We start from the raw sequence: 17952 nt of genomic DNA on the forward strand, positions 1-17952 counted from the left end.
GGCGAAAACCCTACGCCGCCCCACTGACAACGCCCGGAACGCAGGGGGACGTCAGGCGACGCACCGCCGGGCCCGGCGGCGACCGCCGCGGTTCACTGAGGCGTCGTCACCACCGCCGCCTGCGGCCGTATCGGCAGACGGTTGACCGGGCGGCCGGTCGCCGCGCGCACCGCGGCGGCGATCGCGGCCGGGGACGTCACCACGGGCACCGCGCTGACGGCCTTGGCGCCGAAGGGCGCGACCACGTCGCGTTCCTCGACCAGCTTGACGATCCGGATGTCGGGGGCGTCCAGGGCCGTGGGAAGGGAGTAGCCCGTCAGGTCGGGGTGGCGGATCAGGCCGCGGGCCGTACGCAGGTTCTCGGTGAGCGCGATGCCGACGCCCTGGGTGACGCCGGCCTCCACGCGCGCGGCGAGCTGCGCCGGGTTCAGCACCCGGCCCACGTCCTGGGCGAGCGCCAGTTCCACCACCCGTACCGAGCCGATCTCGATGTCCACGTCCACCACGGCGCGGATCGCGCAGAACGCGAGCCCCACGAAGGCGTCACCCTGGCCCGTCTCGTCCAGCGGCTCCGTCGGGTGCGGGCGGCACTGCGCCGTGGCCCACAGCTCCTTGCCGTCCATCGCCTCGGTGACCGTGGTCGACAGCACACCGTCGTACGAGGTGATCTTGCCGTCGGTGATCTGGAGCAGTTCGGTGGACATGCCGAACTTGTGCGCCAGGGGTTGCAGCACCTGGGTGCGGACCATCTTGGCGGCACGTTCCACCGCTCCGCCCGACACCCAGGTGTGGCGGCCGCGGCAGCCCGCTCCGGCCGGCGGCTGGTCCGTGTCGACCGGGGCCACATGGACCTCGTCGATGCCCAGGGTCTCCTGGACGATCTGCCGGGCCAGCGTCGTGAAGCCCTGACCGGTCTCGACGGCCGAGCACAGCACCGTCGCGACGCCGTCGTGGACCTTCACCGTCGCCGTGGACACCTCGTCGGCGCCCTCCGCTCCGAGCATGTGCACCATGCCGAGGCCGTAGCCGACACCGCGGCGCACCGCGCCGGGTTCGCCCGCGCCCTCGGGGCCGCCCGGCAGCAGCCAGTCCTCCTCGGGGGTGTCCTTGGGGAGCGGCGGCAGCGGGTGGTCCCGTACGGCCTCCAGCAGTTCGGCCACCGGCGCCGGGCAGGTCACGGTCTGGCCCGTCGGCAGGACGTCGCCCGTCGCCATGACATTGCGCAACCGCAGCTCCGCCGGGTCGGCGCCGAGCTTCTTGGCGAGCTTGTCCATCTGGGCCTCGTAGGCCGCGCACACCTGCATCGCGCCCTCGCCCCGCACATGGCCCGACGGCGGGTTGTTGGTGCGCACGGCCCAGCCCTCGATGAAGGCGTTCGGGACGACGTAGGGGCCGCAGGCGAAGGACACGGCGGCGGCCAGCGCCTCCGAGGAGGTGTCCGCGTAGGCGCCCGCGTCCAGCAGGATCTGCGCCTCGACCTTCACCAGCCTGCCGTCGGCATCCGCGTGGTGGCGGTAGCGCAGAAGGGTGGGATGGCGGTGGGCGTGGCCCAGGAACGACTCTTCGCGCGTCGCGGTCAGCTTCACCGGGCAGCCGGTTCTCAGGGCAAGCAGGCCGAGCGGGAGCTGGAAGCTCTGGTCCTCGCGGTCGCCGGTGGCGCCGGGCACCCCGGTGACGACGACCTTGACCCGCTCGGGCTCCAGGCCGTAGACCGCAGCGGCCCGGTCCCGGTCGGCGTGCGGGTCGGTGGAGGCGATGTACAGCTCGACCCCGCCGTCGGGCCGGGGCACGGCGAGACCGGCCTCCGCGCCGATCGGGGCGGGGTCCTGGCGGCCGATGCGGTACAGGCCCTCGACGACGATCTCGCCCACCGCCTCCGGGTCGCCGTGGCGCAGCGGGATGTGCCGGATGAGGTTGCCCTCGGGGTGCAGCGGCTCCGCCTCGAAGGCCTGTTCCGGGTCGGTCACCGGGTCGAGCACCTCGTACTCGACGATGACCGCCGCGGCGGCCATGCGCGCGGTGTCGGGGTGGTCGGCGGCCACGGCCGCGATGGGCTCCCCGTGGTGGCGCACGACCTCGGAGGCGAACACGGGGCGGTCGGCGGTGCCCCGGCCGTGGAACGCGCTGCCGGGCACGTCCTCGTGGGTGACGACAGCCCGCACACCCGGCATCTCGCGCGCGTGGCTCACGTCGATGGACAGGATGCGCGCGTGCGGGTGCGGCGAGCGCAGCACGGCGGCCCACAGCAGGCCCTCGGCCCAGAGGTCGGCGGCGTACGGGAAGGTGCCCTCGGTCTTGGCACCGGCGTCGGCCGACGGCAGGGAGGCGCCCAGGCCGTGCGGCAGCGGCTCGGCGGCGGGTACGGCCGCCGCGGTGGTCGCGGTGGCGGCTTCGTTGCTCACGCCTGGCCTCCGTCCTGGCCGTACGGGTGGTCGTGCAGGCCCCCGCCGTCGAACGCGGAGGGGTGGACTCCGCCCGCTCCGGGACCCGCCTGGTGCGGGATGCGGGGCTCGTCCGCGTCCGGTGCCGGATCGGCCTCGGCGTGCGCCCGGCGTTCCGCGACGACCTCCTTGACAGCCTCCAGGACGCCCCGGTAGCCGGAGCAGCGGCACAGATTGCCGCACAGGGCCTGGCGGGCCTCCAGTTCGGTCGGCGCGGGGTTGCCCTCCAGCAGGTCGTGCACGGTCATCGCCATGCCCGGGATGCAGAAGCCGCACTGCACGGCCCCGCACCGGGCGAGCGCCCGCTGCACGTCCGAGGGCTGTCCGTCGGCGGCGAGGCCCTCGACCGTACGGACCTCGCTGCCCGCGGCGGTGACGGCGGGCACCAGGCAGGAGGCGACGAGCCGTCCGTCGACCTGGACGTTGCAGGCGCCGCACTCGCCCTGCGAGCAGCCGTCCTTGGCGCCGGCGAGACCGAGCCGCTCGCGCAGCACGTACAGCAGCGACTCCCCGATCCACGCGTCGGTGACGGGCCGGTCGGAGCCGTTCACCCGCAGGACGTACGAGGCGAGGGGGTGCTCGTCGTGCGGGGGCGGCGGAGGTTCGGGGTCCTGTTCCCCGGCCTCGGCGTCGGGGGCCGGTCCGGCCACGGCCGCGGCGGGATCCTCTGCCGGTACGGCGTCCGGGGCTGCCGTCGTGGCGTCCGAGGCGTGGGCCTGAGCGGCGGCGGGCTCGCCGGCGGGCGCTGACGGCTCCTGGGCGGCCTCGGGTGCCCCGGGGGCACCGCCGGGCCCCGTGTCCTCGTACGGCCCGCCGGACGGCTCTCCAGGGGTCTCGCCGGGCGCCTGCGCGGCCGGCTCGCCGGAGCCCTGCTGCGTCGCGCCGGGCCAGGCGGGCCCGGCCGTCCCCGTCGCCCAGGGCGCGGGCGCGCCGCCCGGCAGCGTCGGGGGCGGGGTGCCGCCCCACTGCTCGACGAGGGCCGACGTGCTGAACTCGCCCGACTCGTCCGGCAGATCGCCGCCGGCCACCGGGATCGACCACTCACCGGTGACGTCGTGTCCGGGCGCGGGCCGCTCCTGGGCGGCCGCGGCCTCCTCGAAGTTCCACTGCCCGGTGGCTCCCGGATGGTGCGTGAACCGGTCTCCCGCGCCCTCCTGGAACCGGTCTCCCGCGCCCCCCTGGGGGGCCTGGTTCGGGTCGGGCCAGTGGGCGCCCTGCGCGGGCGCGGCCCAGGCGCCCGCGGCCGCCGGGCCGGCGCCCTCGCCGGCGGCCGGGTCGAAGGTCGGCGGCACATAACCGTGGCCCGGCGCGGCCAGCGGGCTGTGAGCGGCGAGGAGGGCGTCGATCCCTCCCTCGGGAAGGTGGACGAAGGCGGTGGCCCCGTCGTCGTAGTCCCCCTGCGGCAGTCGCTCCCAGGAACCCTGGGTGCCCCCCTGCGGGGTCTCCTCCGGGTGCCGGTCGTCGGTCACGAAAGTGCCCTCCCCAGTGCTCGTCGGGCCAACGCGGCGACGGTGCGCCGCAGATGCAGTACGGCGGGCGGAAGCTGCTGCACGGTGCCGTCCTCCGCCGGGGCGGGGTCGGGGATGCAGGCCGCGGCGACGTACTCCCCGAAGGCGGCGAGCGCCTCCGGGACGATCGCGCGGTTGTTGTCCCAGTCGATGAGCTGGGCGACCCAGTGCTCGGCCTCCAGGGGGCGCAGCGGCACGGGCGCTATGGCGCCGACGGCGCAGCGCACACCGCGCCGTGCCGGGTCGAGGACGAGCGCCACGGACGCGACGGCCCGCCCGGGGCCGGTGCGCCCGGTCGCCTTCAGGAAGACCTGGGGGGCGTGCAGCAGCGGTACGCGCACGTAGCCGATGAGTTCACCCGCGCGCAGCGGCTCCACACCGGCGAGCAGGTGCGAGACCGGGATCTCGCGGCGGACTCCGCCCGGGCCCGCGATGATCAGCGTGGCCTCCAGGGCGGCCAGCACCGGGAGCGCGTCCCCCGTGGGGGAGGCGGAGGCGATGTTGCCGCCCAGGGTGCCCGCGTTGCGGATGTGCGGTGGTCCGGCGGCGCGCGAGGCCGCCGCGAGGGCGGGGATGAGGGCCGCGAAGTCGGGGCGGCCCATGCGCGCGTGGGTGAGGCCGGCGCCGAGCAGCGCGTGGCCGTCCTGGTACTGCCAGCCGCGGATCTCGCTGATCCGGCCCAGACCGACCAGCGCGGCGGGCCGCAGCTGCCCGGAGTTCACCGCGCTCATCAGATCGGTGCCACCCGCCACGGGGACGGCGGCCGGCATGGCGGCAAGGGCCGCCACGGCCTCGTCCAGCGAGGCGGGCAGCGTCACGGCCTGTGCCGCCTGCGGTGCGTGCGTGGTCAAACCGGCTGCCCCTTCCCGCTGCCCCACCTGGTCCCACCTGTGTTGCCGTACGGTACGTGCTGACAGGCCGGACGTGGCAACTCTGGCACATCTTTCCCCGCCCCCGACGCGGGGGTCCGCTAGGAGGCATTCGCCCCCTCACCAGGGAGATGGCCCGTTTTGCCATGACATCCCCGATGAGTGTCGATTGCCGCTCCACGGCGGCCCTGGTGCGACTTCTCCCACGCGAGGTCACGTTTCCAGGGCGCCCGGCCCTTCGCTGCCCCTCCGCGGTGGCCTCACACGTTCGGGGGCGCACCCTCGATCGGGCGTCCGAGCACCCCGGGGCGCCGCTGCCACGGCTGGGGCCCCGTGGGCGGCCGATAGGCGACCCCCAGGGCGTCGAGGCGGCGGTAGTGGACGGCCATCCGCCGCCCGAAGTCCCCGAAGTCGCGTTCCATGGGTGCGGGCAGAGCACTCCAGGCGACCTCGGCGAAGGCCGCGAGCCTCGGGAACGTCTGGTAGTCCACCCGGGCCTGATCCTCCATCACCTCGGTCCAGACGTTGGCCTGGGTGCCGAGCACATGGCGCGCATGCTCCCCGGTGAGCTGCGGCGGGACCGGCTCGAAGCGGTAGACATCCTCCAGGGTGCGCACATATCCGATGGGCACCGGCTCGTCCGCGCCGCCGTCCTGACGGTGGTCGAGATACACCTGCTGCTCCGGGCACATCACGACATCGTGGCCGGCCCGCGCGGCGGTGACACCGCCGGCGTATCCGCGCCAGGAGGACACGGCGGCACCGTCCGCCAGGCCGCCCTCCAGGATCTCGTCCCAGCCGATGAGCCGGCGGCCCCGGGCGGTCAGCCAGGTGTCGAAGTGCCGGATGAACCACGCCTGGAGTCCGTCCTCGTCGGCGAGCCCGAGTTCCTTGATGCGCGCCTGAGCTGCCGGGGAGCGCCGCCACTGGTCCTTGGGGCACTCGTCGCCGCCGATGTGAACGAACGTCGAGGGGAAGAGTTCCAGAACCTCCTCGAACACTCCTTCGTAGAACCGCAGGGTGGTGTCGGTGGGGGCGAGTACGTTGGCCGAGATACCCCAGTCGTCCCAGACCGAGAGGGAGGCCGTGTCGACGACGTCCGTGTTGCCGAGTTCGGGATACGCGGCGATGGCCGCCTGGCTGTGTCCGGGGATGTCGATCTCGGGGACGACGGTTATATGCCGCGCGGCCGCGTACGCGACGATCTCGCGGATGTCCTCCTGCGTGTAGAAACCGCCGTGCGGCTTCTCCTCCCACAGTGGGGAGGCACGGTGACCGCGTCGCGTCCGGGACCGCCAGGAGCCCACCTCCGTGAGTCTCGGGTGGCGCCTGATCTCCAGCCGCCAGCCCTGGTCGTCGGTGAGGTGCAGATGCAGGACGTTCAGCTTGTGGGCGGCCATCAGGTCCAGCCGGCGCAGAACGCCGTCCTTGGGCGTGAAGTGCCGGGCCACGTCGAGCAGGAGGCCGCGCCAGGGGAAGCGGGGCGCGTCCTCGACGACCACGCCGGGCACGTCCCACTCGCGGCGGTCCGGGTCGACCGGCGCCCGCCGGAAGGCCTCAGGCCCCAGCAACTGGCGGAAGGTCTGCGCCCCCCAGAAGACACCGGCCGCGCTGCCGCCGTCGAGACGGACGGCGTACCCGTCGATGACGATGCGGTACGCCTCGGGCTCCATCCCCGGGTCGATGCGCAGCACGATGCCGTTGCCCGCGCTTCCCTCCCGGAAGGGCAGCCCGGTGGCCGCGCCCAGGACGTCGCGCATCCAGTGTGCGACGCGCTCGGTGCCGGGCTCCGCGCACAGCACCGTCTCCTCGTCGAGCACGAACGGCCCCCGCGGGGGGACCCACCAGCCCTTGCGGGGTGCCGGGATCAGATCCTCGAAGCCCATCGCGTCCAGCCCTTCCCGTCCTTGCGGCCTTCACGGAACCCCGGGCATCCACACCGTCCGGGTGAGGAAAGCCTGATCGACGAGGCAGCGTGAACGGAAGCGGGACGACCGACAGCGGGACGGCAAGACAGCAGGACGGCAGGACGGCAGGACGGCAGGACGGCAGGACGGCGATAATCCTTCGCGTGGACCAAGGACTTGCCGCCGTGCTCGGAGCCTTCGTCGGAGTCGTCGGCGCCACCACGACTGCGGTGCTCACCGGCCGGCACACACGACGGCAGTCACGCGACCAGGCCCGCACCGACCACGCACGTTGGCGACGCGAGGTACGCCGCGACGCCTACGCGGCGACGCTCGTTCCGATCACTGAGGCACGTGAGGTCGCACGGCGGGCGTCCCGCGCCCTCGTCCGGGGGGACGCGGAAACCGATGTGGAGAGACTGCTGGGCCGGCTCGACGAATTGATCCACGCGATTCGGGCCTCATGTGCCCGTTTGTCCCTGGAAGGCCCGAAAGAAGTGGCGGCGGCTGCGGACGCTGTGCTCGGCGCGTTGCACGTGGTCGACAACAACCTGGCGACCTGGAGTCTCGCGCGTGGATCGGCCCCTGAGGCTCTCGCCGGGCACATCGAGCGCCACACCGTGAAGGCGGCGGAGTTCTCTCACTCGGTCAACCGGTTCACGGATGAAGCGAGCAGAGCGCTGGACGCCGACCCGTAGACCGGCGCCCGCCCACGCCTGTACCGGGCGCGGTCCCGCGTGCGGACAGGAGGATGGACACGGGACGGGACATGCGAAGGGACGCGGAAAGGGACACGGAAAGGGACACGGAAACGAAGATCCCCGGAACGCGCCGTCACGCGTCCCGGGGGCCCTTCGGTCGTCGTCGAACGAGGAGCCGGCCGGCTACTTCTTGTCGCCGCCCTTGCCCTCGTCGCCGCCGCTGCCCATGGACTCGTAGATCTCCTTGCACATGGGGCAGACCGGGTACTTCTTGGGGTCGCGGCCCGGTACCCACACCTTGCCGCACAGCGCCACGACGGGCGTGCCGTCGAGGGCGCTCGCCATGATCTTGTCCTTCTGGACGTAGTGGGCGAAGCGCTCGTGGTCACCGTCGCCGTGCGACACCTGCGGCGTCGGCTCTACGAGGGTCCCCGTACCGGTACCGCGCTCGGGCTCGAGAGTGCTCATACGGCAAGGGTACTGAAGCCCGCACGCATCAGTTGAGCGTAGGGTCGTCCGGATAGGTGGCCACCATCGCCAGCTCGCTGCGCTGACGCCGCAGCACCTCCCGCCACAGCCGCTCCGGCGCCGGGGACGACACATCGCCGGGCTCCGACTCGACGACGTACCAGGCCCCTTCGACCAGCTCGTCCTCCAGCTGGCCCGGCCCCCAGCCCGCGTACCCGGCGAAGATCCGCAGCGAGCCCAGTGCCTTGGCGAGCAGTTCGGGCGGGGCCTCCAGGTCGACCAGGCCGATCGCCCCGTGCACCCGCCGCCAGCCCAGCGGGGCCCGCTCCCCGGAGGCGCCGCCCGGGATGACGGCGACGCCGAGCGCCGAGTCCAGCGACACCGGTCCGCCCTGGAAGACGACCCCGGGCTCCCCCGCCAGATCCGCCCAGCCCTCCAGGATGTCGCCCACGTCCACGGGTGTGGGGCGGTTGAGGACCACACCGAGCGAGCCCTCCTCGTCGTGGTCGAGGAGGAGCACCACAGCGCGGTCGAAGTTCGGGTCCGCCAGGGCGGGCGTGGCCACGAGCAGCCGCCCTGTGAGCGAGGACACCTCGGTCATGCCAGACATGATCCCGCATCTTGCCCCGGGATGGGGAGGCAATCCGGGTACGCGGGTGAATGCCGCACCGGGCTCACGGATGCGGCACCGGCGCACGCCGGGCGGTCACCGCGTGCGTCCGCCCACGCACGGCTCGTGTTGTGGCAAAGCTATGACCTTGCCAGGAGGTACTCGGGCTTACTGAAGGGGGGTGGACGGCCATTACTCTTACGTCTTCGGCCCCTGCCCCACTCCACGGAACGCGAGATCCATGACCGTCAACGACGATGTCCTCCTTGTCCACGGCGGCACCCCGCTGGAGGGCGAAATCCGTGTCCGCGGTGCGAAGAACCTCGTACCGAAGGCCATGGTCGCCGCTCTTCTGGGCAGTGCGCCGAGCAGGCTGCGCAATGTCCCCGACATCCGCGATGTGCGTGTGGTGCGCGGGCTGCTGCAACTGCACGGCGTGACGGTCCGTCCGGGCGAGGAACCGGCTGAGCTGGTGCTCGACCCGACGCACGTCGAGAGCGCGAACGTCGCTGACATCGATGCCCACGCGGGCTCGTCGCGCATCCCGATCCTCTTCTGCGGCCCGCTGCTGCACCGTCTCGGCCACGCGTTCATCCCGGGCCTCGGCGGCTGCGACATCGGCGGCCGGCCCATCGACTTCCACTTCGACGTGCTGCGGCAGTTCGGCGCGGTCATCGAGAAGCGCGCGGACGGCCAGTACCTGGAGGCGCCCAAGGGGCTGCGCGGCACCAAGATCCGGCTGCCGTACCCCTCCGTCGGCGCCACCGAGCAAGTGCTGCTGACCGCGGTGCTCGCCGAGGGTGTCACCGAGCTGTCCAACGCGGCCGTCGAGCCGGAGATCGAGGACCTCATCTGCGTGCTGCAGAAGATGGGCGCGATCATCGCGATGGACACCGACCGCACGATCCGCATCACCGGTGTGGACAAGCTCGGCGGCTACGCGCACCGCGCCCTCCCGGACCGCCTGGAGGCCGCGTCGTGGGCGTCGGCGGCGCTGGCGACCGAGGGCGACATCTACGTCCGCGGCGCCCAGCAGCGCTCGATGATGACGTTCCTGAACACCTACCGGAAGGTGGGCGGCGCCTTCGAGATCGACGACGAGGGCATCCGCTTCTGGCACCCGGGCGGCCAGCTGAAGTCCATCGCGCTGGAGACGGACGTGCACCCGGGCTTCCAGACGGACTGGCAGCAGCCGCTGGTGGTCGCGCTGACACAGGCCACGGGCCTGTCGATCATCCACGAGACGGTCTACGAGTCCCGGCTCGGCTTCACCTCCGCGCTCAACCAGATGGGCGCGCACATCCAGCTCTACCGCGAGTGCCTCGGCAGCTCCGACTGCCGCTTCGGACAGCGCAACTTCCTGCACTCCGCGGTGGTTTCCGGCCCGACCCGGCTCCAGGGCGCCGACCTGGTCATCCCCGACCTGCGCGGCGGCTTCTCGTACCTGATCGCGGCCCTGGCGGCCCAGGGCACCTCCCGGGTCCACGGCATCGACCTGATCAACCGAGGCTACGAGAACTTCATGGAGAAGCTCATCGAGTTGGGCGCGAAGGTCGAACTCCCGGGCAAGGCCCTCGCCTGAGGCCCTCCCGTACGGGCCTCCGGGGGACCGGAGGCCCGCGGCCGGGCGGTTCCCGGCCGCGTGTCCGCGGTCCTGGACGCCGGGCCCCGCATACGCACCCGCACACGCGCGAGGGGCGGTCACCCGCATCGGGTGACCGCCCCTTGGGCCTTTCCGGGCCCGTACGCCGTCCCTGGAGGCGTTACCGGGCCGAGGATGCCGTCCCCTTCAGGCACGGCCTCGTACGCCGTCCCGTGGCGTACGACGGCAAGATCACTTGCCCTTCGCGGCTTCCTTGAGCTTGGAGCCCGCCGAGACCTTCACGCTGTAGCCGGCCGGGATCTGGATGGGGTCGCCGGTCTGCGGGTTGCGCGCGGTGCGAGCGGCACGGTGGGTGCGCTCGAAGGTCAGGAAGCCAGGGATGGTGACCTTCTCGTCGCCCTTGGCAACGACCTCGCCGACGGTCTCGGCGAACGCGGCCAGCACGGCGTCGGCGTCCTTGCGGGTCACCTCGGCGCGGTCGGCCAGCGCGGCCACCAGCTCACTGCGGTTCATGTTGTTACTCCCGTGTTCTTCTTGCCGTTGAGGCGTGCCACGCGGCGGAGCCGCATGATGGGCACAGCGAAGTCGATGCTGCCAGGGTCCTCGGTGAGTCCCCGGACCCGGGTCCTTCGTCAGACCCTCGCGCCCGAAGACGCATCCTGCCCCCACCTGCGGCGGGAAAGCCAATCCGGCACCCGTGGGAGTCGTGAGAACACCCTTGGGAGTCACACGAAAAGCGCCACCGTCTCACCGTGGTGACGTTCGGTCCACTCCCGGCAACGCTTCGCAGGGTCTCGGGGGGCCTGAGCCTGGCCGCAACCCTAGAGGGCGGCCGGGATCGGCGGCTTCAACGACGCGCCGGACGGGGACACCGTGGCGATGGTCACAGCCGCCGCACCGCCGGACGCGGTCGACCGGCCGTGGCGACCACATCCGGCGCTCGGAGCGTCGACGGGTGCGCCTACGCGGTCGCCGACTCCCCCGCCGCCTTGACGGCGTCCCGCACTGCTCCGGCGACGGCGCCCGCGACCTTGTCGTTGAACACGCTCGGAACGATGTAGTTCGGGTTGAGCTCGTCCTCGGTGACCACGTCCGCGAGGGCGGTCGCGGCGGCCAGCATCATGTCCGTGCTGACCGTGCGGGACTGCGCGTCCAGCAGGCCGCGGAAGACGCCGGGGAACACCAGGACGTTGTTGATCTGATTGGGGAAGTCGGAGCGGCCGGTGGCCACAACTGCCGCCGTCTGACGGGCGATTGCGGGGTCGACCTCGGGGTCGGGGTTCGCGAGCGCGAACACGATCGCGCCCTCGGCCATGGCCGCCACGTCCTCGCCGTCGAGGACGTTCGGCGCGGAGACGCCGATGAAGACGTCGGCGCCGCGGACGGCCTCCTTGAGGGTGCCGGTCAGGCCCTCGTGGTTGGTGTTGTCGGCGATCCAGCGCAGCGGGGAGTCCGGGGCGGCGCTCACCAGGTCCTCGCGGCCGGCGTGCACAACGCCGTGGATGTCGGCGACGACGGCGCTCTTCACACCCGCCGCGAGCAGCAGCTTGAGGATGGCCGTGCCGGCCGCGCCGGCGCCCGACATCACGACACGCACCTGCTCGATTGCCTTGCCCACCACGCGAAGTGCGTTGGTCAGCGCGGCGAGCACGACGATCGCGGTGCCGTGCTGGTCGTCGTGGAAGACGGGGATGTCGAGGGCCTCGCGCAACCGGGCCTCGATCTCGAAGCAACGGGGCGCCGAGATGTCCTCCAGGTTGATGCCGGCGAAGCCGGGGGCGATCGCCTTGACGATCTCCACGATCGCGTCGGTGTCCTGGGTGTCGAGGCAGATCGGCCAGGCGTCGATGCCGGCGAACCGCTTGAAGAGGGCCGCCTTGCCCTCCATGACGGGCAGCGCGGCCTTGGGGCCGATGTTGCCGAGGCCCAGGACGGCCGATCCGTCCGTCACGACCGCAACGGAGTTGCGCTTGATGGTGAGACGGCGGGCGTCCTCGGGGTTCTCCGCGATCGCCATGCACACGCGGGCCACGCCCGGGGTGTAGATCATGGAGAGGTCGTCACGGTTGCGGATGGGGTGCTTCGACGCCATCTCGATCTTGCCGCCGAGGTGCATGAGGAACGTACGGTCGGAGACCTTGCCCAGGGTCACGCCCTCGATGCCGCGCAGCTTCCCGACGATCTCCTCGGCGTGCGAGGTCGAGGTGGCCGCGATGGTCACGTCGATACGGAGCTTCTCGTGGCCGGACGCGGTGACGTCGAGGCCGGTGACCGAGCCTCCGGAGGACTCCACGGCGGTGGTGAGCTGCGAGACTGCCGTTCCGCTCGCGGGCACCTCCAGCCGGATCGTCATCGAGTAGGAGACGCTGGGCGCCGTTGCCATGGCCGACTTCCTCTGCTTTCACCGTGTCGCTGAGATGTGCCGTCCGATCGTCGCACCTACCCCCGAGTACGTGGTAGTCGCCATGGATTGCGAACGTTTTGTTCCCACGAAGTGGCGCGACTCCGGAAAGCAGTTTCCACGATACGAGACACGATACGAGAAGGGGGCGGGCGCGGAAAGAGGCCCACGTCACGTGGTGACGTGGGCCTCCCCTGCGTTCAGTGACACCGACCCGCCATGCTCGCCTCGCGGCAAGTGGTCGCTCGAAGCGACTAAGGTTGGGCCCGGGGGCTTGGATCGGGCCGGTGCCACACCAAGGCTAACAAACGGATCCCGCAAGGCCATTCCCGTGCCGAGAGTTCATCTTCCGTACGGGTGGGCCGCGCTCCCGGACGGGCTCAAGCGCGGCCCCAGCACGCCTCAGTCGCGGAGCAGATCCGGCACCCCGACCGCGTTCGGCTCGTCCCGTTCGCCCGAAACCACCGTCAGCTGCTGGGTCGCCCGGGTCAGCGCCACGTACAGCACCCGCAGGCCCGCGGGGCTCTCGTCGGCGATCTCCGCGGGGGAGACGACGATGGTCGCGTCGTACTCCAGACCCTTGGCCTCCAGGCTGCCCAGCGCCACCACCCGGTCGCCGAGCCCGTCCAGCCAGCGGGCCGCCTCCTGGCGCCGGTTCATGGCGACGACCACGCCCACCGTGCCGTCGACGAGGCCGAGCAGGCGCTCCGCCTCCGCGCGGACGGTCTGCGCCAGGGAGTCGCGGACGACCGCGAAGCGCGGCTCGACACCCGTGGAGCGGACCGCCGACGGCGCCGTCGAGCCCGGCATCGCCAGCGCGAGCACCTTGGACGCCAGCTCGGCGATCTCCGCGGGGTTGCGGTAGTTGACCGTGAGCGTGAAGCGGCGGCGGGGCCGGGTGCCGAGGGTCTCGTCCCGGGCCTCGGCCGCCTCGTCCGGGTCGGACCAGGAGGACTGGGCCGGGTCGCCGACCACGGTCCAGGTGGCGTGCCGGCCGCGCCGCCCGACCATCCGCCACTGCATCGGTGTGAGGTCCTGCGCCTCGTCGACGATCACATGCGCGTACTCGGTCCGCTCCCGGGCGAGCCGCTCGGCGCGCTCACGCTGGGACTCCTCGCGTACGGGCATCAGCTCCTCGAGCCCGGTCAGCTGGTCGAGCGGGTCCAGCTCGCGCTTCTTCCTCGGGCGGGCCGGCAGGCCGAGTACGGCCTCGAGCTCATCCAGCATCGCCACATCGTGCACGGACAGACCGTCCCGCCTCAGAGAGCGCGCGACCCTGCGTACCTCGCCGGGGTTGAGGATGCGCCGGGCCCAGCGCCCCAGCCGCCTCTCGTCGGCCATCGCGTCCAGCACGGCCCGCGGGGTCAGCTCGGGCCACCAGGCGGCCAGGAACTCCAGGAAGGAGTCCTCGCAGGAGACGTCGTCGTCGAAGGAGGAGCGCAGCTCGGCCGCCAGCTCCGGGTCGGCGTGCCGGGACGCGGCGCCGGACTGTGCCCACAGGGCGTCCAGCAGCAGCTTGCGGGCACGCGGCCGCAGCAGGTTCACCGGGGCGGTGCCGCCCAGGGCGTTGCGCCGGATGCGCTCCAGCTCCTCGGCCTCCAGTTCGAGGCGGCGGCCGAAGGCGACGACGCGCAGCCGGGTCGGGGCGCCGTTCCGTTCCAGGGCGCCGCGCGCGGCCTTCCTGAGCACCTTGAGCATGCGGTACGAACCCTTGGCGCGGGCCACGGACGGGGAGTCGTACAGCGTGGCCTCCACGCCGTCGACGAGGGAGCCGATGGCGCGGATGGCGACCTGGCCCTCCTCGCCGAGCGAGGGCAGCACGCCCTCGGTGTACGCGACCAGCAGCGGGGTGGGCGAAACGATCAGGATGCCGCCCGCGTATCTGCGCCGGTCCTGGTAGAGCAGGTAGGCGGCCCGGTGCAGGGCGACGGCCGTCTTGCCGGTGCCGGGGCCGCCCTCGACGTAGGTCACGGAGGCGGCGGGGGCACGGATGACCAGGTCCTGCTCGGCCTGGATGGACGCCACGATGTCCCGCATGGTGTGGGTACGGGCCCGGCCGAGTGCCGCCATCAGGGCGCCGTCGCCGATCACCGGCAGCTCGTGGCCGTCGAGGGTCGCCTTGAGCTCGGGGCGCATCAGGTCGTCCTCGACGCCGAGCACCCGGCGGCCCTTGGAGCGGATGACCCGGCGGCGGACGACCCGCCCGGGGTCGACCGGGGTGGACCGGTAGAAGGGGGCGGCGGCCGGTGCCCGCCAGTCGATGACCAGGGGCGCGTACTCCTCGTCGAGGACGCCGATGCGGCCGATGTGCAGGGTCTCGGCGATGTCGGCGGTGTTGTCGGGGCGCACCGCGCCCTCGGCGGGCTCGACCGCCGTGTACGCGCCGTCCGGTCCCTTCTTGCCGTCCTTGCCGAGCAGCAGGTCGATCCGGCCGAAGAGGAAGTCCTCGAACTCGTTGTTGAGCCGGTTGAGGTGGATGCCCGCCCGGAACACCTGCGCGTCCCGCTCGGCGAGCGCCCCGGGCGTGCCGACCTGGCCGCGCTTGGCGGCGTCGTTCATCAGGAACTCCGCCTCGTGGATCTTCTCCTCGAGGCGCCGGTACACCCGGTCCAGGTGTTCCTGTTCGGCACTGATCTCCCGGTCGCGGAGCGAGTCGTGCGCGGACTTGCCGACCGGACCGAGCGCCGTTTCCTGTTGAACCTGAGCGGCCACCGGGCCCCCTTCTGACGTGCTGGGCAGCCGTCCACCGTACGCGAAAGGGGCCCGAAGAGGCTACGGACCTGCGACGGACCCACCCAGGCCGGGTCGTGTGACTCCCGCCGCCCTGCGGGCGGGAGTCCCACGACAGGCCCCTGCGCACGTCGGCCCGCGGCGTGCTCGTCGGTACGCCGCGGGAGATGCTCAGGCAGGTGCGCGAACGCCTACGCGTTCACCTCCACCAGCCGTTTTCCGTCGAACGTCATCACCTCGAAGTGGTCGATCTGGTTCGGCGTGAAGGCGGCACCGCCGTGCACGTACAGCGGCTTCATCGCCTCCTCGGTCTTGGCGTTCGCGATGCCGTAGCCCCGCTCCGGGACGGACCAGGAGGTGACCGTCTCGCGCTCGCCGTTCTTGCCGACCGCGATCAGGGAGCACTTGAGCGGCCCCTTGACGTTCTTCAGCTGGAGCACGGCGTGGGTGCCCCAGTCCCTGGGCTCCAGGGCGACCACGGCGTTGACCTTGGTGCCCGGGTCGGTCGCGGCGTGCTTGTCCTTCATGACCTGGAAGGCCTGCTGGGCGGGGCCCATGGCCATCGGGTCCTGGGGGGTGCCGCTGCTTCCGCCGTTCACCGCCATCACGGTGAGCGGGCCGCCGATGATCAGCGCGGCCGCGGCCGCCACGAGGTAGAGACCGCGGCGGCGCTTCTGGGCGCGCCGCTCGGCCACCTCGTCGACGAGCCGTTCCACCAGCCGTGGACTGGGCTTCGCGGACAGGGACTCGCCGATGGCCGGGCTGCCCTGGCTGCCGGGCAGGTCCGCGAGCGCGGCCAGTATCGGCTCCATGCCCGCGAGCTCGTCCAGTTGCTGGGCGCACCAGTCGCAGGTGGCGAGGTGGGCTTCGAAGGCCGTCGCCTCGGCGTCGTCCAGGATGCCGAGGGCGTAGGCGCCGACGGTCTCGTGGATGTCGCCCTGTCCCTGTGCACCCTGGGGACCTCTCACGGCCCCGGGGCCGCCAGTGCCGAACCCCCCGTACAGGTTGCTCATGCCGTCACCCCCCGCTCCTCCAGTGCCAGCTTCATGGACCGCAGGGCGTAGAACACCCTTGAGCGCACCGTTCCGCTGGGGATGCCGAGCGTTTCGGCCGCCTCGTTGACCGTACGCCCTTTGAAGTACGTTTCGACCAGGACCTCCCTGTGTGCAGGGGTCAGGTCGTCCAGCGCGTCCGACAGTGTCATCAGCCACAACGCCTTGTCGATCTCGTCCTCCGCGGGGATGACCTCCAGCGGCGACGGGTCGACCTCCTGCGGCCGGGCCTGCCGGCTGCGGTGGCCGTCGATGACGATGCGCCGAGCGACCGTCACCAGCCAGGGGCGTACCGAACCGGTCGCTCGATTGAGCTGGCCGGCGTTCTTCCAGGCACGGATGAGTGTCTCCTGCACGACGTCCTCGGCGCGCTGCCGGTCGCCCGCGACCAGGCGCAGCACATAGGCGAGCAGGGGTCCCGCGTGTTCCCTGTACAGGGCACGCATCAACTCCTCGTCGGGCTCGGTCGAAGAAGACGCCGAGGACGAGGTCATGCGATGTCGGGCCCTTGGCCTTCGTTCATCAGCCACGGCGGAATCCTTGCGCACGCCTACCTCCGGTGTCCGGGGGTTCCCCCAGTCGGTCGCTCGTATCCGGGTACGCAGACGGAGGCCTCCGTGTTCAAAGTGACAGCGGAATTTTCTCGGACGTGGTGTGAGCGGGTCCGTTTGTGGGCACTCATTTCTCCCTCAACGGGACATACGGTTGCCACACCGGAGAGACCCAGGTCACAGCGGTCGTAGACTTCACTCCCGGACGAGGCCGGCCCGCTGTGTGAAATTTTGGCTTGACTTTGATGGAGGAATTGTCGAAGTCGGCCGATTCAACGTTTGCTTTCAGTCTGCTTTTGCGGTGAGTCGCCCGTTTTCCGTGAGTTCTGCGAATCCCCCTTTTTCGGCCCGGAGGCCCGCTTTCGGCATCGCGCTCCCCGGCCGTGCCACTCCGCCCGCTACGCCCGCGCGAGAGCGGCCCGGCGGCGGTGGCGGGCCACCCGTTCCCGGTTGCCGCAGACCTCGCTGGAGCACCAGCGGCGGCGGCGGCCACGGGAGGTGTCCAGATAGACGATGGGACAGTTGTCGCCCTCGCACTGCCGCAGGCTCGCCCGGGTGCCCGGGTCCGTCAGCAGCTCGATCGCCTCCCGGGCCACCACGGCCAGCAGCTCCTCCAGGCCCGGCAGCGCGCGCAGTCGCCGCACCAGCACCCCGCCCTCGGCGCGGACCGCGCACGGCACGGGCGGCGACTGCCGGGCCACCGCGTTCACCCGCGCCAACGCCCCTTCGGCGGGCTGCCCGTCGAGCTCCCCGCGCACCAACGCCTCGAGGTGCAGCCGCAGTTCCCGGAAGGCCCTCAGCCACCCCGCGTCCACCCCCGCGAGCGGGGTGCCCGCGGGCACCAGCCCGGCGCCGGTGATCCAGGCCCGCAACCGCTCCACGGAGTCGAGCCGTTCCTCGGGATGCGTCGTCGTCAGCAGGTCCAGGCAGACCCGCCCGGAGTCGAACCGCAGCTCGTACGAGGCCGTGGCCGTGTCCGATGCCATGTGCCTGTCACCGCCTTGGAGTTGCCGCCGCGAGCGACGGCCGCCGAGGTCCGCCAGGGTGCGCGCCACGCGGGAGCGGCCATGGTTCACACCCGAGTTCGTACCCGAGTTCGTACCCTCTACAG

General features: G+C 72.1%; 14 protein-coding genes. 2 read left to right on the forward strand and 12 right to left on the reverse strand.

The features are described 5' to 3' along the window. Nucleotides 1-92: 92 nt before the first annotated feature. The 4 genes from ACIP94_RS05995 to ACIP94_RS06010 all read right to left on the reverse strand — a co-directional run bounded on the left by ACIP94_RS05995 (nt 93) and on the right by ACIP94_RS06010 (nt 6704). Nucleotides 93-2402, reverse strand: coding sequence for a xanthine dehydrogenase family protein molybdopterin-binding subunit (locus ACIP94_RS05995; protein ID WP_402420094.1), 2310 nt, complete (start codon nt 2400-2402; stop codon nt 93-95). Then, nucleotides 2399-3910, reverse strand: coding sequence for a 2Fe-2S iron-sulfur cluster-binding protein (locus tag ACIP94_RS06000; protein WP_402420097.1), 1512 nt, complete (start codon nt 3908-3910; stop codon nt 2399-2401). Before ACIP94_RS06000 ends, ACIP94_RS05995 begins: the two co-directional genes overlap by 4 nt. Beyond that, nucleotides 3907-4800 carry an FAD binding domain-containing protein gene (locus ACIP94_RS06005; RefSeq protein ID WP_402420100.1) on the reverse strand — a complete coding sequence of 298 codons (894 nt, stop codon included), beginning with the start codon at nt 4798-4800 and terminating at the stop codon, nt 3907-3909. Before ACIP94_RS06005 ends, ACIP94_RS06000 begins: the two co-directional genes overlap by 4 nt. A 278-nt stretch (nt 4801-5078) precedes the next feature. After that, on the reverse strand, nt 5079-6704 hold the full coding sequence (locus ACIP94_RS06010; protein ID WP_402420103.1) for a beta-N-acetylhexosaminidase: 1626 nt from the start codon (nt 6702-6704) through the stop codon (nt 5079-5081). A gap of 185 nt (nt 6705-6889) precedes the next feature. Here ACIP94_RS06010 and ACIP94_RS06015 point away from each other — a divergent pair, with 185 nt between their 5' ends. After that, on the forward strand, nt 6890-7423 hold the full coding sequence (locus ACIP94_RS06015; RefSeq protein WP_402420105.1) for a hypothetical protein: 534 nt from the start codon (nt 6890-6892) through the stop codon (nt 7421-7423). Between the two features lie 186 nt (nt 7424-7609). On the opposite strand, the gene ACIP94_RS06020 is transcribed toward ACIP94_RS06015, so the two are convergent. Then, nucleotides 7610-7894 (reverse strand): DUF3039 domain-containing protein, encoded by a 285-nt coding sequence (locus ACIP94_RS06020; RefSeq protein WP_208032514.1) that lies wholly within the window; start codon nt 7892-7894, stop codon nt 7610-7612. Nucleotides 7895-7922: 28 nt separating this feature from the next. Next, nucleotides 7923-8495, reverse strand: coding sequence for a YqgE/AlgH family protein (locus ACIP94_RS06025; RefSeq protein ID WP_311692304.1), 573 nt, complete (start codon nt 8493-8495; stop codon nt 7923-7925). A gap of 250 nt (nt 8496-8745) precedes the next feature. Between ACIP94_RS06025 and murA the strand changes: the two genes are divergently transcribed. Further along, the gene (gene murA / locus ACIP94_RS06030) at nt 8746-10086 is read left to right on the forward strand and encodes a UDP-N-acetylglucosamine 1-carboxyvinyltransferase (protein WP_402420109.1); all 1341 of its coding nucleotides are present in this window, start codon (nt 8746-8748) and stop codon (nt 10084-10086) included. A 252-nt stretch (nt 10087-10338) separates the two neighbouring features. Here the strand turns inward: murA and ACIP94_RS06035 are convergent, their stop codons facing one another. The 6 genes from ACIP94_RS06035 to ACIP94_RS06060 all read right to left on the reverse strand — a co-directional run bounded on the left by ACIP94_RS06035 (nt 10339) and on the right by ACIP94_RS06060 (nt 17827). Then, nucleotides 10339-10620 carry an HU family DNA-binding protein gene (locus tag ACIP94_RS06035; RefSeq protein ID WP_007498188.1) on the reverse strand — a complete coding sequence of 94 codons (282 nt, stop codon included), beginning with the start codon at nt 10618-10620 and terminating at the stop codon, nt 10339-10341. Nucleotides 10621-11068: 448 nt separating this feature from the next. Next, entirely contained in the window at nt 11069-12490 is a 1422-nt protein-coding gene (locus ACIP94_RS06040) for an NAD-dependent malic enzyme (RefSeq protein WP_402420112.1), read from the reverse strand. Nucleotides 12491-12910: 420 nt separating this feature from the next. Further along, a complete protein-coding gene (locus tag ACIP94_RS06045) occupies nt 12911-15220 on the reverse strand; it encodes a HelD family protein (protein ID WP_402420115.1) in 2310 nt (769 codons plus the stop codon). Between the two features lie 209 nt (nt 15221-15429). Continuing rightward, nucleotides 15430-16251 carry a zf-HC2 domain-containing protein gene (locus ACIP94_RS06050; protein ID WP_402420118.1) on the reverse strand — a complete coding sequence of 274 codons (822 nt, stop codon included), beginning with the start codon at nt 16249-16251 and terminating at the stop codon, nt 15430-15432. Next, a complete protein-coding gene (locus ACIP94_RS06055; RefSeq protein ID WP_234517176.1) occupies nt 16248-16784 on the reverse strand; it encodes a sigma-70 family RNA polymerase sigma factor in 537 nt (178 codons plus the stop codon). Before ACIP94_RS06055 ends, ACIP94_RS06050 begins: the two co-directional genes overlap by 4 nt. Nucleotides 16785-17239: 455 nt before the next feature. After that, complete coding sequence (locus tag ACIP94_RS06060) at nt 17240-17827, reverse strand: CGNR zinc finger domain-containing protein (RefSeq protein WP_402420121.1); 588 nt, start codon at nt 17825-17827, stop codon at nt 17240-17242. Nucleotides 17828-17952: the final 125 nt, after the last annotated feature.

Source organism: Streptomyces sp. NPDC093261, from assembly GCF_044753645.1.
GTDB lineage: Bacteria > Actinomycetota > Actinomycetes > Streptomycetales > Streptomycetaceae > Streptomyces.